This is a genomic window from Mycoplasma enhydrae, from assembly GCF_025779955.1.
Classification (GTDB): Bacteria; Bacillota_I; Bacilli_A; order Mycoplasmatales; family Metamycoplasmataceae; genus Metamycoplasma; species Metamycoplasma enhydrae.
Genome location: NZ_JAOXHI010000003.1, coordinates 83,357 through 103,139, shown reverse-complemented (window position 1 = coordinate 103,139; position 19,783 = coordinate 83,357). Strand labels below are relative to the sequence as shown.

General features: G+C 26.8%; 9 protein-coding genes. All 9 read left to right on the top strand.

Annotated features, from left to right (window positions below; genetic code table 4):
- Positions 1-199 precede the first annotated feature (199 nt).
- On the top strand, positions 200-2,173 hold the full coding sequence (locus OF364_RS01585) for a coiled-coil domain-containing protein (protein WP_263774017.1): 1,974 nt from the start codon (positions 200-202) through the stop codon (positions 2,171-2,173).
- A 163-nt stretch (positions 2,174-2,336) separates the two neighbouring features.
- Complete coding sequence (gene mgtA, locus OF364_RS01580; RefSeq protein WP_205851104.1) at positions 2,337-5,081, top strand: magnesium-translocating P-type ATPase; 2,745 nt, start codon at positions 2,337-2,339, stop codon at positions 5,079-5,081.
- Between the two features lie 158 nt (positions 5,082-5,239).
- The gene (locus tag OF364_RS01575) at positions 5,240-6,031 is read left to right on the top strand and encodes a type II toxin-antitoxin system death-on-curing family toxin (protein ID WP_263774016.1); all 792 of its coding nucleotides are present in this window, start codon (positions 5,240-5,242) and stop codon (positions 6,029-6,031) included.
- On the top strand, positions 6,024-6,188 hold the full coding sequence (locus OF364_RS01570; RefSeq protein WP_205851102.1) for a hypothetical protein: 165 nt from the start codon (positions 6,024-6,026) through the stop codon (positions 6,186-6,188). The genes OF364_RS01575 and OF364_RS01570 overlap by 8 nt, the downstream gene beginning before the upstream one ends.
- Positions 6,189-6,339: 151 nt before the next feature.
- Positions 6,340-8,514 (top strand): lipoprotein 17-related variable surface protein, encoded by a 2,175-nt coding sequence (locus OF364_RS01565; protein ID WP_205851101.1) that lies wholly within the window; start codon positions 6,340-6,342, stop codon positions 8,512-8,514.
- A gap of 106 nt (positions 8,515-8,620) precedes the next feature.
- Complete coding sequence (locus OF364_RS01560) at positions 8,621-9,583, top strand: ribose-phosphate pyrophosphokinase (RefSeq protein WP_205851100.1); 963 nt, start codon at positions 8,621-8,623, stop codon at positions 9,581-9,583.
- Positions 9,561-10,283 carry a 16S rRNA (guanine(527)-N(7))-methyltransferase RsmG gene (gene rsmG, locus OF364_RS01555; protein ID WP_263774015.1) on the top strand — a complete coding sequence of 241 codons (723 nt, stop codon included), beginning with the start codon at positions 9,561-9,563 and terminating at the stop codon, positions 10,281-10,283. The genes OF364_RS01560 and rsmG overlap by 23 nt, the downstream gene beginning before the upstream one ends.
- A gap of 176 nt (positions 10,284-10,459) precedes the next feature.
- Positions 10,460-18,823, top strand: a complete 8,364-nt coding sequence (locus OF364_RS01550; protein WP_263774014.1) for an ABC transporter permease — start codon at positions 10,460-10,462, stop codon at positions 18,821-18,823.
- Positions 18,823-19,782, top strand: coding sequence for an ABC transporter ATP-binding protein (locus tag OF364_RS01545; RefSeq protein WP_263774013.1), 960 nt, complete (start codon positions 18,823-18,825; stop codon positions 19,780-19,782). Before OF364_RS01550 ends, OF364_RS01545 begins: the two co-directional genes overlap by 1 nt.
- The last annotated feature ends 1 nt before the right edge of the window (position 19,783 follow it).

Below are 19,783 nucleotides of genomic sequence, written 5' to 3'. Positions count from 1 at the left end.
TCTGGAATTTTTTCTCCAGTAAGCACTCTCATACACAACTTGTATAAAAATATTCTTGTCTTATATTTTTTCATAATAAAAAACATATCCTCCATTTGTGGTAGTCCACTAATAGGGGATATGTTTAAATTTAGTTGATGCTGAACTTCTAAAATTAACTAATGCTCAAAATAATGTTCAAGCCAAAAAAACATTGGGAATGCAAGCTTGAGAAGAATCTATTGAAGCATTCAAAAAAGCAATTGATAATGCCAACACTTTTAAAACTAATAATGAAACTAATGCAATTCTAAAAAATTCTGAAGCTAATGAAAAATTTGAAGATTTTAAAACTAAATTATTAGGTTTTGACAATCAAAATACTATTTTTAAAAAAGAATATGATGATAAAAAGGCTGCACTTGATTTAGCACTTGAAAATTTTGAAAAAGAAGTTAATTTAAAACTTGCTCAAGCAACTGAAGCACTAAATCAAAAAAATTCTCAAAAAATGGAAGAGAGTTTAGAAACTTTAAAACAATATCGAAGTAATTCTGCAAAATCAACAGCTCTACAAACCGAATTAAATAATTTCAAATATACTTCGGGTATAAATAAAATTAATGAAATATTTGCTAAAATAAACGCAAAAATTCAAGAATTAAATACTGTTTTAAAACAAACAATTGATGCGTTAAAACAAAAAATTATAGATAAAATTGCTGAAATAAAGGCTCAATTAGTTGGTAATCTAGGAAGACAATCTGATAATAAAAGTGCACTAGAAACAAAAAACCAAAATTTAGATAATCTTTTAAAACAATGAAATAAATTTGTTGAAGATACCAAAAAATCAAAAGAAACAAATCAAGAAATAAATGAAATTTTAGATAAAGAAAGTCTTCCAACAGAGATTAATGGAATAATTGATGATAATAATGCCTTAATCCAAAAAATTAAAGCAAAGCTTGGAAATGAGATCAGAGTTCTTGAAAACAATTTAGATATATACAAACAAAAACTAAATGAAATTAAAACTACTATTGATAAAAAAGATACTTTAAAGATTAAAGTTTTCGAACAAAGAGATAAGGTAAATGCCTTTAAAGGAAAATTGAATCTTTCAAGAGAAGAATATAAAACTTTTGATGACTTGAAACAAAAACATGCAGATATTGAACTTGGCACAAAAGAACTATTAGAACACATTGAAGATATTATTAAAATGGTAGATTCATTACAAAATGTCCAAGTAACCTGAAAAGGTTCTAAAAATTACGCTTCAAATTATGGTCCTGAAACAATTAAGAAAAATATCGAAATTAAAAATCAACATTCTAAATTTAAAATGAATTTTTCTGATTTGGATCCGGATGATAAATTAGGAGAACTAACTTTATATATTGGTATTGAAGGCTTTAAATTAGAAATTGAAAGAAAAATCAACGGTTTTAAAGGCATGAATTCAATAAATATCTTTTGATATAATTTAAAGAGCTTAGCTAAAGATATAAACATTGATGTTTATCAAATTATGGGTTCAATTAACTATAATATTCATAATAAATTTTTAGCACAAGTATTTGGAAATTTGACTTCAAATAATTTTTTACACCATATTTTAGCACATTTATATTTACAATATCCAGAAGACAATGAAAACAAATTGCCATATAGAAATTGAGAAGATTTACAATTATTAATTTTTGAAAACAAAAAATTTATTGCTGATGCTAATTATTTAAGATTAACAGCCAATAAAGCAACACTTAATGTTTTAAAATCAAGAAGACAAGGACTAAAATATCAAATTGCCAAAGAACAAAATAATTTTAACCTTAAGTTAATAGACTTTAATAATTTAAATGAATTCATGAAATATTACAACAGTTTACAAATCATTAAACAAGTAGTTCCTGATGCTGAAAAAGAATTTGATAGAATTATTGATAATGAAAGTCCTAAATTTGAATTTGATTATATGATTAGACAATTAAAAGATTGATTTAATGAAAACAAACCAAAATTCCACACTGAATGAAACAAAAAATCTAATGCTGACAAAAAAGCCGCTGAAGCAAAAATACTGGAAGATATTAAACAAAATATACATCGAGAATTTGCACCTAGTTCAGATAATTTATATCAACTAGGAATTAGTTTTATTCACAATGGCAAGACATATAATGTCTAAATTATAATTAATAAATTTTGATCCAGTTTAACTGGGTCAATTTTTAGTTTAGGTTTCTAATAAAATATATTTAGAGTAAAATATTTACATAAATATGTAGTTTTTGATTTTGTTTAAAATTACACTTATTTTAGATACTAAAATTATTAAAAAAGGAGGTAGCATGAAAAAAAATCAAAAACATCTAAAAACAGAAGCTAGAAGAAATACAGTTAACCAAAGATTAATTGAAGCTTCTGAAAAAAATGTGGATGAAATTTTAGCACACTACAATTCTTCTGAAAACGGTTTTATGGAAGAAGAACAAATTGAAATTAATCGTGATAAATACGGTCAAAACAAAATTTCTAAAAAAGGTGCTGATAGTACTGCTAAAAGACTGATGAGATCGTTTTTCAATTTGTTTAATATTATTTTATTAGTTTTAGTTGCTGTTAGTGCTGTAGTTGATATTATTATTCCTTTAACTAAAAACCCAAAAGAACAAGCTAATTATGCAACAGTAATTATAATTTTAGTTATTGTATTTACAAGCAGTATTATTCATTTTATTCAAGAGCAAAAATCCTCTTCAAGTGCAAATAAATTAATTGAAATAATTGAAACCACATGCTTAGTAGAACGAAAAGGAATCTTAAAAGAAATTCCTATGGATGAAATTGTTGTAGGTGATATTATTCACCTAGCAGCAGGAGACATTATTCCAGGTGATATTAGAATTATTAGTGCTAAGGACTTATTCGTTTCTCAATCTTCTTTAACTGGTGAAAGTGATGCAATTGAAAAATATGCTCAAATTGATAAACTTGGCAAATATGAAAGTATTACAGATCGTCACAATTTAGCTTTTATGGGCTCAAACATTATTTCAGGTTCAGCAAAAGCTGTTGTCATTGTGGTAGGAAATGATACTTTTATTGGTAAAGTAGCTTCTAAATTAAATGAAAAACAAGTACCTTCTAATTTTGAAAAAGGAATTAAAAAAATTTCAATAATGTTAACCATCATTATTGCAACAGTTATTCCTATTGTATTTTTAATTGTTGGGTTAATGCATTATAAAAATGAAGGATCTGCAGCATGAATTAATGCCTTGTTATTTGGTATTTCAATCGCTGTAGGATTAACTCCCGAAATGCTACCAATGATTGTTACTGGCTGTTTGTCTAAAGGCTCTATAGCAATGGGAAAAGCCAAAACAATAGTAAAAAATATTAATTCAATCCAAAACTTTGGAGCTATGGATATTTTGTGCACTGATAAAACTGGCACCATTACTCAAGATGAAATTATTTTAGAACGTCATCTTGATGTAAATGGCAAAGAAGACCCACACGTTTTAAAATATGCTTTTTTAAATTCATATTATCAAACCGGTCTAAAAAATCTATTAGATAAATCAATTATTAATCGTACACTCGATCTAGCTGATGAACAAAAATCACTAGATAATCTTGAATTACATTATCTAAAAATTGATGAAGTACCATTTGATTTTAATCGTAAAAGAATGTCGGTATTAGTTAAATCACTAAAAAATCAAAAAGTAACCCTAATCACTAAAGGAGCAGTTGAAGAAATTATTAATGTATGCAATAAAATATATTTAGATGGTAAAGTTGTACCACTAGATAAAAAAATAGTGCGTAAAGTGCTAAATAAAGTTGAAGAATTTAGTGAAGAAGGAATGAGAGTTGTTGCAATTGCTTCTAAAAAATCAAATATCGAGGCTGTTGGTAAACTATCAGTTGATGATGAAAAAGAAATGACATTAATAGGTTATTTAACCTTCTTAGACCCTCCTAAGGATTCAGCTGAAGATGCCATTAAACAATTACACAACCTTGGAGTTGAAGTTAAAATCTTAACTGGTGATAATCCTCTAGTAACTCAAGCTGTGTGTTCTAAAGTTGGTATTCCTTATGAAAAAATTTTATTGGGTAAAGACATTGAAAAAATGACAGATGTAGAACTAAAGTTTGAAGTAGAAAAAACCCAGATATTTGCTAAATTGAGTCCAGATCAAAAAGCGAGAATTATTAACATCTTAAGAAAAAATGGTCACGTAGTGGGCTACATGGGTGATGGTATAAATGATGCACCTGCTATGAAAGTTGCTGATGTTTCAATTTCAGTTGATACAGCTGTAGATATCGCCAAAGAATCAGCAAACATTATATTATTAGAAAAGGATTTAAATGTCTTAGCTACAGGAATTGTAGAAGGCAGAAAAACTCATGCTAACATTAATAAATATATAAAAATGACAGTTTCATCTAATTTTGGAAATATTTTTAGTGTTGTAATTGCTTCAATTATGCTGCCATTTATACCTATGGCACCAGTTCAAATTATATTTTTAAACTTAATCTATGACTTTTGTTGTGGAGCAATACCTTGAGATAATGTTGATAAAGAATTTATTAAAAGTCCACGGCAATGGAATCACAAATCCACGCTTAAATTTATGTTGTGATTTGGTCCAGTTTCATCTATTGTTGACATAATCACATTTGTTGTATTGTTTTATGTTTTTGTACCAAAACAAGTTGGAAATCAATGAAGTAGTTTAGTTAATTCAGCAGATAAAGAAAACTTCAAGCATTTATTTTGAGCGGGTTGATTGGTTACTTCGATGTGAACACAAACATTAGTAATTCATTTTCTGAGAACAAATAAGATACCTATTATTAAATCTAATGCTTCAACACCAGTCATTATATCTACACTATTAGGCATTGGAATTATAAGTGCCATGCCATACATTCCTAAAGTTAATGAGTCACTAAAATTAGCACCCTTGCCACCAGTATTTTATGCATGGTTAGCTATGTTTTTAGGTATATATATAACACTTATTCAAATAACTAAAGTAATTTATAGAAAAATATATCGTGAATTTTTATAAAAATTTTCATGGCAAAAAAACAATTTTTAAACCTTAATATTTTTCTCGAATTTTTCTTAGTTTTTTCTCATTACAACATGGTATAAAATCTATTATGAGATAATATAAATGTATTAAAAATAAGCATAAAAATACAGAAAAGAGGAGTATTTTAGAGAATGAAAAAGACAAATATTATTTTAAGTAAATTAGATTCTGAGAATTTAAATGATTTTATTTGTAGATATGTAGTTCAAGAGAAATTAGATGAAAAAAACAAAAAGACTTTCAAAAGTATTAGTGAAATTGATATTGAAAAAATCAACAAAGATTTTAATCTATCTATTTTAGATTTATCTAATGAAGAAATAATGGATAAGTTTTTATATTCTTTAGAAAATCAACTTATCCCCAGAGCATTTGAAACTGCTAAGAAAATTGATAAATTATCAGAAGATACACATGATTTTCTTCTTGTTAATCCAAAAGAAAGTGTTATTGATATTTTAATAAGAAGATTAAATAAATTTTATTATAGTCAAGATTGGTCAATAATAGACTTAGCAACTGAACTGTTTATCTGTTTCTTGTCAGATCACCATTTTTTTAATGGTAATAAAAGATTTGCTATTAGTTTTTTAAAAACGCTTTTGTTTCACTTTGGCTTTTATTTCCAGTGAAATGAAACTAATCCTATTTGAGGACAAATTCAGTCAAATGATGCTGATATAGAAGAACAAATAGCATGTTTTGAAATTAGATTGTCAAACAGAACAATTGATCCAAATTCAAATGATGAGCATGCTGAAATCATTAAGAAAAATAGTCCGCGCTGTTTTGATATTCTTTCAAAAGATAGTAGAAATATTATTGAAAGAAAAGCTAAAGCAAGGCAGGATATTAAAAAATGAATTCAAAAAATGATTATAGTGGTAAAATATGTTTATGAAAAAGGAGGTCAAGATGAATAAAACCAAAAATAATGTAAGTTTTAATGTTTCTATGTATAATGAATCTTCATTTATATCAGATGAACAATGAGAAAAAATGTTAAAGTGAGAAAAAGAAAATCATCCTGAAAGTTTAAAAGCTTTTGAAGACCTCATGCGTAAATTATCAAAAATGTAATTGAGGTTTATTAAAATAATCACTAAATTGTTGCACGAAACTAAAAGTGCGGCAATTTTTTATTATAGCCACCATTTTGACACTTTGATTATAATAATCAAAACGTGTTACAATTAATAATGTAAAAGACATATATTTTGAAAGGATATAAATGACCAAAAACAAAAAAATTTTGATTATGCTTGGAATTTTACCAAGCTTAGCAATTGCACCAACAATTATTTCCGCAGGTTGCCAAAAAATTGAATCAAAAGAAAAAGTGGAACAAATAGCTAAGCCTGTATACCCAGACATTTCAAATACTGAAATTGATAAATTTGATGTAAGTAAAATTTCTCTTGAAAATCAATCGGGATGAACATTTAAAGTTAAAGACCACTCAGTTGATAAAGCAAATAAAAAAGTAATCTTAACTATAATTGCTTCTAAAGATAAAACTGAATATGAAATTAAAAAAGAAATAAAAGGTTTTAAAGAAACTACAACCCCTGAAGTAGAATTAACAGAGCAACAGGTAAAAGATCAAACCACAGTAGATTATCCAAACAAAAACACAGTGTTTGTTAAAGATATAGATAAAACAAAAATAACAGTTAAGACTCCTAGTGGCTGAAGTGCAACTGTTGAATCATTTGCTGAAAAAACTAAAACCAGTATCACAGTTACTTTAAAAGTTTCTAAAGGAACTAAAACATATACTATAACCAAAGAATTGACCGGTTTTAAAGAAAATACAACTTCTGAAGTAGAATTAACAGAGCAACAAGTAAAAGATCAAACCACAGTAGATTATCCAAACAAAAACACAGTGCTTGTTAAAGATATAGATAAAACAAAAATAACAGTTAAGACTCCTAGTGGCTGAAGTGCAACTGTTGAATCATTTGCTGAAAAAACCAAAACAAGCATTACCATTACTTTAAAAGTTTCTAAAGGAACTAAAACATATACTATAACTAAAGAATTAGAAGGTTTTAAAGAAGAAAGTGCTACTCCACCTGTAATCGAATCTAAAGATCTTGTATCAAGTTCTACTCTTATAGGTTATAAAAACAAAGAAAATACTCTTGTAGCTGATATTTCATTAGACAATTTCGAAGTGATATCTAAACGTGATGGCTGAGATACAAAAGTTAAATCATGAGTTAAAAAAACAGATTCAAGTATCACTGTTACTATTGAAGCTAAAAAAGCAACTACAACATATGAATTTGAGCATGATTTAGAAGGTTTTAAAACACCTCCTTCAGCAGAAGAACACCAACAAAGAATATTGGCTGATGTAATAGTAGAATTATGAGATGATGTAAAAAAAGAACAAGTTACTCAAGATAAATATAAAGATTATTATTCGGACTTCCCTTTTAAACTTGTAGTTAAAAGTAAAAGTAATAAAAATAAATATGAAGTTGAAGACAATGGTAAGGACCCTGAAAAAGGAACATTAGGATTGTTAATTTATGAACAAGATCTATCAGGTACACGTACTGGCTTTTCAGCTGAAATGAAATTAACTGGTTTCAAAAAACAACTACCTGAAGATAAAAATGATGCAGTAATTACAATTAAAGGTTTAAGTGCTTCTCAATATTCAACAAGATCAGCTAGATCAATCAAAGAAGAAGATGTTGAAATTAATAGTAAAAGTGGAAAATACAAATATCAAATACTTGGTTTAGAAGCTAATATGCCAGGAACACTTAAAGTAAATGTTAATCAATTTAACGCTTCGGATAATACTCGTATTGGTTATTTTTCAATAGAAATTACAGGATTTAAAAAACAATTTCCTAAAGATAAAAATGATGTAAAAGTTCAATGAAGAGATAAAGAAATAAGCGAAAATTCTAAAGAAGAAAATGAAAAAATTTATCTTGAAGAAATTCAACTAAGTGGTGAACCATTAAGATCTATTTCAAAAAGTGGTGACTATGATTATGAATTTAAGGAAACAGCTTATGATCATGATAGTGGAATAATTACTATCAAATTAAATCAAAAAGCATATGGTAAAGAATTAGGTGAAATAACAGTTCAAATTCAAAACCTTAAAAGAGGTCAACCATCTAAATGAACAGCAGATGAAGTTAAAAATAAAATTACAGTAGATTATGAAAATGATAAGACTTCGAATTCTGCAACAGCTGCAATTCAAAAACCAGAAAATTTCAAGGTTAAAATTAGTGATGTAGTTATTGAGGAAGTAAATAAAGAATTAGTAGCAGATGAAACTACAAAATCAGTCAAAGTAAAACTAACTTTAAAATTAAAATATAGACCTACTGTTAAATGAGAAGTTGAAATAACAATTGATGGCTTTGTTTAAATAGAACAATAAGTGCTGCGCAGAGCGGCACTTTTTGTTAAATATAATTTCAAATGAAGTAAAATTAATATTTGAATAAACAATTTAAATAGGAGAGTTTTTTATAATGAAAAATGATAAAAATGTTGTTATTTTTGGAATGGAAAATTCTGTTGAATTAGCCTCACAAATTGGTCAATACATTCATCAAAAAATAGAACCAGTTGACAAAACAGTTTTTGCTGATGGAGAAAGAATTTTATCAACTAATATAACAGTTAGAAACCGTCATGTATTTGTAATATGTAACACAAGTAAACCTGTTAATGATAATTTAATGGATTTATTAATATTTGTTGATGCTCTAAAAAGAGCTAGCGCTAAAAGCATAGTTTGCGTATTGACATATTATGGCTATGCAAGACAAGACAGAAAAGCCAAAGGTCGTCAGCCAATAACAGCAAAATTAGTTGCTGATTTATTAGAAAAAGCAGGTGTTACAAAAGTTATAACTGTTGATTTACATAATGCTTCAATCCAAGGTTTTTTTAATATTCCAGTTGATGATTTAAGGGGACATTTTATATTTGCTTCCGAAATGCGTAAAAGAAAGGAAAAATTTGTTATTGTTTCACCAGATCATGGTGGTGCGGTTAGAGCTAGACAATTATCAGAATTACTTAATGATGATGAACAAATAGCAATTATAGATAAAAGAAGAACAGCTCCAAATGTATCTGAAATTATGGGTGTTTTAGGTGATGTTAAGAATAAAAATGTAATTATTTATGATGATATTATTGATACCGGAGGAACCATAATTCATGCTGCTGAAACACTAAAAAAACAAGGTGCTAAAAAAATAATTATTGCTGCTACTCATGGTTTATTTTCACGTGGCTTTGAAATGTTTGAAAATAACGAAATAATTAGTGAAGTTATTGTAACTAATTCAATTGACCATTCTAATTTAGCACATTTTAAAAAGCTTAGACAATTATCAATGGCTGAATTTTTAGGAATGGTAATTGAAGCTAACATAAATAACACTTCAATTAGTGACATATATGAAGATTATAGCGATAGATAATTTTAAAAAAATTATCAAAGAATACATAAATGAAATTGATGAACAAACAATCACTAAACTTTATGATTATTATTATTTATTAGAAACAGAAAATGCCAAGTATAACTTGACTGGTTTTTATGAAGAAAAACTAGTTAAAGAAGGCATAATTGAATCAATTTTAATATTCAAAAAAATTAACCAAGAAATTATCAATTTAAATAACCTAAAAATACTAGATATTGGCTCTGGTGCTGGTTTTCCTATTATTCCTTATTTTATTTACAATCCTAATTTTGATTTAACTATTTATGAACCCCTAGACAAGAGGGTGAATTTTTTAGGACAAGTAATTAAAAAATGCAACCTAAAAAACATAAAAATTGCTAAACAAAGAGCAGAAGAATCATCAGAATTTGAAATATATGATTTTATTAGTGCTCGAGCTGTATCTGAACTAAAAAATCTTGTAGAAATATCACACAGATTAGCAAAAATATCAGCAACATTTTGTTTCTTAAAATCTTCAAATTATCAAAATGAAATTGATAATGCTAAATGAATATCTAATTTATTAAAGATAGATTTTAACATTTTAAATGTTGGTGAATTCTTTAGTATTAATAATATTTTAGTTCATTATCAAAAAAAATCAAAAACTCCTGTTGACATTCCACGCAAGTGGTCTACAATAATCAAAAACAATCTTAAAAATAGATAAAATAATTATTTCTTTCCTAATAATATGGAAAGATTTTTTACTTTTTTAGGGTTTATATTAATTAAACACTTTTATCCTTATTAAATAATAATTTAATAATATAAATAAAAAATTATATAATTTACCTTAAATTATTAAGGCTGCCATAATTCCTTAATAATATTTGGAGGAAACGTATGAGAAGACTATTTAAAGAAGTTTTTAAATCACTTGCTAAAAATAAAGTAACTTTAATATGTTTAACAATATTAATATTTTTAACAACTTTTTTATTTACTTTATTAAATGATGTTAAAACATCATACTCTAAAACAATCAATGCATATGACAAGGTGTCAAAATTGCATGATTTAACTGTAGACTTAGACATTAATCCTTCCGGTATTATTCCGCGAAATGGTTACAACCAAATTGGAGCTGATAATAAAACCAATATTAATAAACCAATAATGTTTGAAAGTGCTAAAAACGGCTCTATGATTTCATATTCAATTAATTTGCCAGCGCACCAACAAGAATACTTAAAAATAAAAGGCAATATTGATAATTGAAATGCTGATGAAAATTATTATATTTCAACAGTGGATTTAATGAGTTTGTACTATGAACAACTAAAATCTAATGTTACTAGTGTTGAATTTGAAATTAACAAACCAAATCCAGACCCTACTAAAATAAGAGAATTTAAATTTTCAGGTTCTAATCGAAAATTTAAAGTATACAAAAAACAAGATAAAAAATATATCCCTATTACTCAAAAACAAAGCATTATTGCTAATGAAACAATTACTTTCAAATCACCAATTAAATTAGGTGATATTTTAAGCATTTCATATGCACCAAAAGGTCCATATGGTCAACAACAAAAAAATGATTCAATTGTAGAATCATCACCGTTATTTATTAATACTTTAACTAAAGAAGCATCATTTTTAACTTCTGATTATGACCAATGAAAATCACAAAACACTTTAGCAATTATTAAATCCGAAGATGTTTTAGACCTATTAGGTTTTAAAAAAGATACCAACGATAATAAATGATATTTTGATAAGACAAAACATGATACAGGCGAACTGAAGCTGAAAACAGGTTTTAAAACAACTACAAAAAATATATCAAAAGACGATTTATTAGAAGGAACTTTTAAATTAAATAGTTACTTAGCTAAAAATTCTTTAGAAACAAATACACCATTATATATCGATCTAGAAGCTAATAAAACATATAAAATTCCACATAATTGAATTCGTAAGACAGAAACACTAATTACTTATAACTGATACCGTTATGTAATGAACTGAAATGAATTAAGCGATGAAGAAAAATCGAACTGAAAAGGTTCTTATTTTAAGTATATTGATAATTTCAAAAAAACAAACCCAGAAGGATATAAAAACAATTTATATTTTTTATATTGAGATAAAACTATAACTACAATTTATACTATTGGTGATGGCACTCAATTTAGCCAAACCTCTAATATCACTAAAAGACTAGAAAAAGAAGATGTTAATGATATATTTAAAACACCTTGAACAGGTGGTCAAAGTAATAGTCATATACCTGAAGCAAAGACAAATCAAGAAAAAGTTAATTTACATAATATAAAACAAGTTGAGTTCAAAATATTCGGTCCAGATGAATTAACAAATGAACAATTTTTAGACGTATCAAATGTTGAAAAACTAGCTAATTTTCAAGAAATAATTCGAAATGGTGCCATTAATTTTGCAAGAAAATCAATTTTAGATGATGTAGAAAAAAATGTAGGTAAAGAAAATCTAGGAATTAGAAAAACTATAACCGTTGAAACTGTTGATGAAAAAACTGGAAAGAAAAATGTTTTTCATTTTGTTGATACAGGTGATAAAAACCGTAAAATATTCGGCGTAGAAAGCAACATTGGAAAGTTGTATAATGAAACATTAAATCCTGGTATATTGCATAGTAGTATTTCTAATGAAGCTGCCGAGAAAATAGTTTTAAAGCCAGATCCTAAATCTAATAAAATAAATAAGATCCCTTCAGTATATACAAGAGAAATAATTGATACAGTGCTATATCAAAAATTAACACCTATCATTAATTATTTCAATGCTGATATCCGATTTGAAGATTATTATGATTTTTTAATTAATACACGAATTCCTTATTTAACTAATGGTAAATTATTAATTTTAACAACAGCTACTCCTGAGCTAAAATCAAAAGGTGCAACAGTAGTGGGAGCATTGGCTATGCCTAGACGAGGACAATATGTATTCTTACAAAAAAGTCCTATTAAAGGTTTTAGTTCACAAAGTGTTTGAAACAAAGTTTTAATTAATAATAAAGATTATTTAACTCTAGATGAAGTTTATAACTATTTAGTAATTCAAAACTATACCATTAGAGGCGACATTGGTCCTAATGGTTGAGCACAAATAAACCCTAAATTTAAAAACCAAATTACCTTACCTGTTAGCTTTGGTGCAGTTTCTAATGAATTAATCCAAGAAATTATTCAACAAAATACAATTAGAAAATTGATTGATAAAGCAAGATCAATTATTTTGGATACAGATTTTGCTAAACTGTTTAATAAACAAGATATTTATCGCTTTTTCAAAGCTATTTCAGATTCAATTGAAGCTAATGAATTACAAAAATTTTTAGCCGCTACAAAAATTAATTCATCAATTTTAACTAAAACAATTTTAGATATATTTAAATATCTATCTGAACCAATCGAACAAGGAAAAAATAAAAACCTTGAATATTTAAATATGAATGCTAATGTGTTTATTCAAAACCTTATTAGCAATATTTTAAGATACTTCAAAAAGCAGTATGAATCGTTTGGTTCTACAATAGCCGAAAGAGATGCTCGTTTAGTAGCTGAAATTAATAAACTAAGTGGACTTTTAGGTTTTTCAAAAGTTTATATTATTCCTCAACTAAAATTAAGTTTATCTGAATTGCTTGTTTTAATAAAGGACAAGGCTAAAATATTTGACATTCTAGCTGAATTTGTAGAATCTGTTGATTTCATTAAATTTAGTGCCATTATTCAAGATTGATATCAAAAACATCCATATAAACCGTTTACTGCTGTGGATGCTGAGTATTGAAATTTATCAAATGATAGAATTATTATTTCTTTATTACAATCGCTTGATGAGCACAAATTTAAAAGCACACTTAATAAATTAATTAAACAAGTTGATTTTTCTAAAATTTTAAGTCCAGATTCAAATTCAAGTTATTATCAAAAATGAATTAGAGCATATGAAGCAGCTTCAAGACCTTTAGACGAACAAACCAAAAACCAAGCCAAAAACTTTTTTGAAGCACTAGATGCCAATAAAGATGGCTTATATTCAAATGTGCAAGAAGGTTTATTTGAAATTATTTCAAATGTAAATATCACTAAATTTAGTGATTCATTAAATAAACTAATAAAACAAGTTAAAAGTTCTATTACTGCAAATAACAAAATTTACAACAATTACAACACTGAAGTTTTAACAAGCACTGATTATTTAGCTTCTTTCATGGCTTCAATTAGTTCTTCAATAGATAATGAAGTTTCATCAGGAAAAATTAATCAAATTCAAAATGCTTTAATTAAGTTGCTAAATCTATCAGACAAAACTTCAAATATTATAAGTGAACTAAATATTTCTATTCCTTCAGCCGATCCTGGAAAAATTAGTTTATTAGATTTAGGTATTTTACCTAAATTAGCGTTCCCTCAAATTAATAATAATTCAAAACCTGATCCATTTAATAAACCAATTAATCGTTTTGATTTGTTAGACGTTGAAAAACTTATTATTAAAGTAGATAATGCCATCAAACAAAACCAACAAATTCAATTAACTTCTTCAGAGTATGATTTCATTAAAAATCAAGCACTAATTAATGAAATTGAGCTTAATGATTTAGCTTTATTAAAAAATAAATTAATTAAATATCATCAATATATCCAAAAACTTCAACTAAAATCATTTAAAAAATCAGACAATAAATATGATTTTAATGTTGATAGTACCAAAGATCTAAATCCTAATTCTTATGGAGATTTAGCTTATTTATCAGCCTTAATAGATGAATCAAGTCAAGATCATGCTGCTAATATTAAGATTTATAAAACAATTCATACTTTATTAGCTCAAAATTTTACTTCATTATTTATGACTAATGGGCAATATGACATTATTAATAACCATTTTGTTTTATATAATCTATGAATTAAATTAGCATACTTCTTAAATAGAATAGGTGATGCAAAGGAAAAAATCATTGTTGATCCAAAAACTGGCAACAGGTTAATTAAAAAAGAATTTGAAAAAATACTTTCATTTGACCAAATAAAACTAATTTTAAAAGAAATTTATAAATTGGCTAAAAACCCAGAATTTGCTAAGGTATTAACTAATTATGATAAAGTAATTAATCCAATACCAAGTATGGGTGTTTTAGGAAGTGATAGCGATTACAAAGCCACATTATTAAAAATGGCTTACTCACATGCACATACAACTCTAGCCAATCAAGAAATAACTAAATTGCTAGAAAACTCAAGTGCTATTAATCAATTTAGTGCAAATCTTGAAACTAGTGGTATTTCTGCTGACATTATTTCTAAAATTAAAAACTTATTAATTAGAAATTCAAATGAACTAACCTATAACTTAGGTTATGTGGCTAATGCTACACAAATGCCAACTTTCTATAATAAAGCATTAGAAATGTTTTTAGATTCGTTTTTAAAAACAAATGAATCAAATAAAATTGAAGCTTTAATTAATGATGATTATGATTTTGATTTGGCTTATAAAATGGCTATCGAAAATTCAAATTTATCAAATGGATTATCATTACTAAATGTTCCTAAGAACTTGCTAAATCCTTTAACATTACTAAGCTTTCCACAATTTCTTTTATACTACACCTTGAGTCCTAATCCAAATGAAGGCAATATTGCTCATATCATTAAAAAAATGTTAAATAATCTAAAATTTGCTAACATAAATGACATTCATAGCCAAATTGAATCTTTAACTCACAATTATGAAAATTCACTTAAATTAATTGAAAGTAGAAATGATAGTGCTGTTGAACTAGATTTATCAAGATTTAATAATCTTTTCAACAAAATTTTAAGAGACTCAGATGGCAAGTCATTGAATATATTTAATATTGATATAACCAATTCACTTAAAAAAGCTTTAACAAGTATTATTGAACCAATTGAAATTTCTAACCTTATTTCATTTTCTGATTCTGGTTCATATTTAGCTAAAGTTAATTACGGTTATGCTTCAAAGAATAATAAGCGAGCATATACAGGGGATATAAGCAAATATTTAGGTAATCCTTATACAATGCAATTATTTATTTCTAACCTTGATGATCAATACAAGGTTACAGTTAATAACCAAGAATACTTAATTATTGGAATTGATTCGACTTCTGATTATTTATATCCTGTTGTTAATGAAGGAAATATTCAAGTTGACACAAACACACAAGCAATTATTTATGTGAATTCAAAAGGTTTTGATAGAATTCATTCTGCTTATCTAACATTTGCGCTAAAAACTTATGCTTTAGTTAAAGCGCCTTTAGATGCTAAAAACCGTTTCATAGAAGGCAAGAGCCCTCAAGAATTACAAAAACTTTTTGCTAGAGAAGTTGAAAAAATCAATCCAAATTCATTAAAAAAAGTTTATTTAAGAGATGAATTAGATAGCATTAACCCTGAAAGGCAAATTAGAATTGTTACAATAAGATCAATAGTTAAAACAATTCAAAACGTAACAATATATCTAATTTTAGTTCTAACAGTTTTAGTAGCTTTTGTTGTTTACTTTGTTATTAAACGTTATATACAGGCAAGAAACAAAGTTGTTGGTATTCTAAGAGCTCAAGGTTATAAATCAACTAAAATAGCATTTGCCTTTTGTGCATTCGGCTGAATTCCAGCTGCCATCGGTGGAATAATTGGCTATATTTTAGGATATTCTTTACAAAGACCTGCAATGGGAATATTATCATCATACTGAACCTTGGAAAATAATATTATTCCATTCCACCCATTAGCTATGATTTTAACGATATTTGTCCCACTGCTATTTGTGAGCTCGATAATATTCCTTATAACAGCTTTATCTGTTAGAAAAAAACCAACTGAATTAATGAGTGGTTTAACTGAAGTAAGTGTTGGTAACTTCTCGCAACGTGTTTCATCATTGTTTAGAAAATTACCTATTAAAGCAAGATATATAGCTTCAATGACACTAAATAACTTCTGAAAAATGCTTTCTTTATTCTTAGCATTTTCAACAACTTCTTTAATATCTATGTTTTTCTTATCTTCAAATAACGTTTTCAATAAGGTTATAACCAAAACATATAAAGATAGATTATATAAATATAAACTAGACTTAGAAAGTCCTACCACTGAAGGTGGACCTTATGTAACATATAATAAGAATGATATTAATTCATTATTGTATGTTCCTAATGATATAGCAGGCGGTTCTTCAAGCGCGGGCAGTCAATTAGATTATGAAAATCCTAATTTCTTGCGTCCTGGAGGTTCATTTAATACAGATGTTATTCAAAAACCATATAGTCCTGTAGTTCTAACCAAATCTTCATTAGACATTCTAATGGACATTTCAGTTGAACTAACTCCTTGAGATGTAACTTATGCTAATATTCCTGAAACTCAAAGGGCTAGAATAGCTCAAATATTCAAACGAGTTGCAAAAGAAGTTCAAAATACTCAATATCTAATTGATATAACAAAAATTGGCAAAAATGAAGATTATTTAAATACAGAAGGTACTTTTATAGAAAATGTAATTGCCGTAAGAGATCTTCAAAAATTTCAAAAAGATCTTAAAGAAGGCAAACCAGAAGATTTAACTAATCGAACAAGTTTCTTCTATTTAACTCAGTCTGGCGCATATTACACTGGTGAAGTCTCGCGTCTGGATGAGCAATTTAAATATGTTGAATGAGATCCAGTTAATGAAATATATCAAAAAGAAAAAAATGTGTCTACAGCTAGATTTAGACAACAATATCGTGATTTCTTAGTTAACGCTTATCGCAATATTCAATCAATTGATTTCTTTGTTTCATTTGGTGGCATTTATTGAAATGACACAACAAATGAAAAATACACTTATGCTAAAACATTATTAGATGGTAAAGAAAATCGAGTTTATGGATATTACAATGACTCTAAATTTATATCAATTCATGATAAAACACAAAACAATTTACATCAAAAATTAGTTGAATATAAATATGATGATTCAAAAAATATTCCTTTAATTATCAATGAAGTAGCACAAAGGAAACATAAACTAAAAATTGGTTCAGTTATTGAACTAGATTTATTAAACCATGTGGATAGATTTGCTTATCGTGCTTTCAATTTAAAAGCTCCAAAAACCAAATATGAATTTGAAGTTATTGGTGTTTCTGAAACATATATTAATAGTGAATTTATTACCAGAAAAGACATTTTAGACAAGCTATTAGGATATGACACTCTTTCAAAACGTCTAAAAGATTCTAGACAAAATGAACTTAAAAATGCTTTAATTGCAAATCCTGCCAAAGAAAAAGAAATTAAAGCAGCATTTGATAGAAAATATGATGCTTTCAATGGTATTCTTTCAAATGATATTACTCCAGTTCAAACTATAGATACTTTAACTACATATTCTTCAAGTGGTTTTTGAGGTGCTGCTGCAACATTTGAAGTAGAAGGGGCAAGTGATCAAGCATTATGAACATTTTTCAAAAAAATATTTATTAGTGATCAAGCACTAAATTACAAATCAGTTTATGAAAATAATATTAATTCATATAATGAAGCACACCCTGATGCCAAACTTGATTACAAACAATCATTATTTAAATTGTTAGGAATTAATGAAGTTCAATTCCAAAAAATAGTTAAAGAAGAAAATTCTAATGAAGAATTTAAACAAATAGCTCGTAAAATTGTATCTGATTTTTATGGTATACAACCAGGAACAATTTATGGCAAAAATCTAATGTTTGGAGCTTCTTTTGATGTTAATAGCAAGGATATTGAAGCTGGATTTATTGGCGAAATATCAGGAACAGTAAACACAATATTAGTTGCGTTCATTATTATGTCAATGTTAATTTCAATTATCATTTTAATTGTTATTACTAATATTATGATTGCTTCAAATCAAAGATCAATTGCTACATTTTCAATTTTGGGTTATTCAAGTCGTGAAAGAGTAATGTTATTCTTTGCTAACTTTGTTCCAGCAATAATATTTGCTTGTTTATTGATGATTCCTGTAACATTTTTATTAATTACAGCATTTAATGCATTTACTATGGCAACTTCACAAATAGTATTACCTATAACCTTACAATATTCAACTATAATACTTTCAATTACTATTTGTTTAACAGTATTTATATTGACATCTATAGCTACATGAAAGAGCTTAAATAAAATTAAAGCGGTTGACGCTCTGAAAGGAAAATAATGGCAAAAAAACAATCAGAAGATAAAAAAACAACTAAAAATAAAAAGAAATTATCTAAAACTAGTGAAATTCATGTTTTAAACCCTATTGAATTAAAAAAACATGATCAGCCATTTGTTATTCAAGATGAAGATATTTCTGTTAAGGTTCTAGATCCTGGTACTTTAAAAAAATATAAACTAGCTAATAATAAGCCAAGAAAAAAAGATGGTCAAGAAAAACAAAAAAATACTGAAGGTTACATTGTTGAAGTTGAAGATGTTAAAAAAACTTATTTATCAGGTAATGTAGCAACTGATGTTCTAAAAGGTGCCACGTTCAAAATTAAAAAAGGCGAAATGGTAGTTTTACATGGTAAATCCGGTTCAGGAAAATCTACATTACTAAACATTATTAGTGCTTTAGATAGACCAACTTCTGGAACTGTAATTGTTAACGATGTAAATTTACCTTATTTAAGTGATTCAAAGCAAACATCATTTAGAAGAAAAAACATTTCATTCATTTTTCAAAACTATAACTTATTACAAAATTTAAATAGTTATGATAACGTTGAAACCGGCTCATACTTACAAGATGACGAATCAAAACATTTGAATATTAAAAAATTATTTAAAGATTTTGATTTAGAAGAATGTATGTACAAGTATCCATCACAAATGTCTGGTGGGCAACAACAAAGAGTTTCAATTTTAAGGGCTTTAGCCAAAAACTCAGATATTTTAGTTGCTGATGAACCTACAGGAGCGCTTGATGAAAAAACAGGCTTAATTGTGCTAAAAATTCTTCAAGAAATTAACCGTGATTATGGCACAACAATAATCATTGTTTCCCATGATCCAGATGTAGCACAATTAGCAGATAAAGTAATTTATTTAGAATTAGGACAAATAAAGAATATAATAGAACAAGAGAGAAAATGATTAGCCGCAAAAGAAATAGAACTTAAAGGAGAATAAA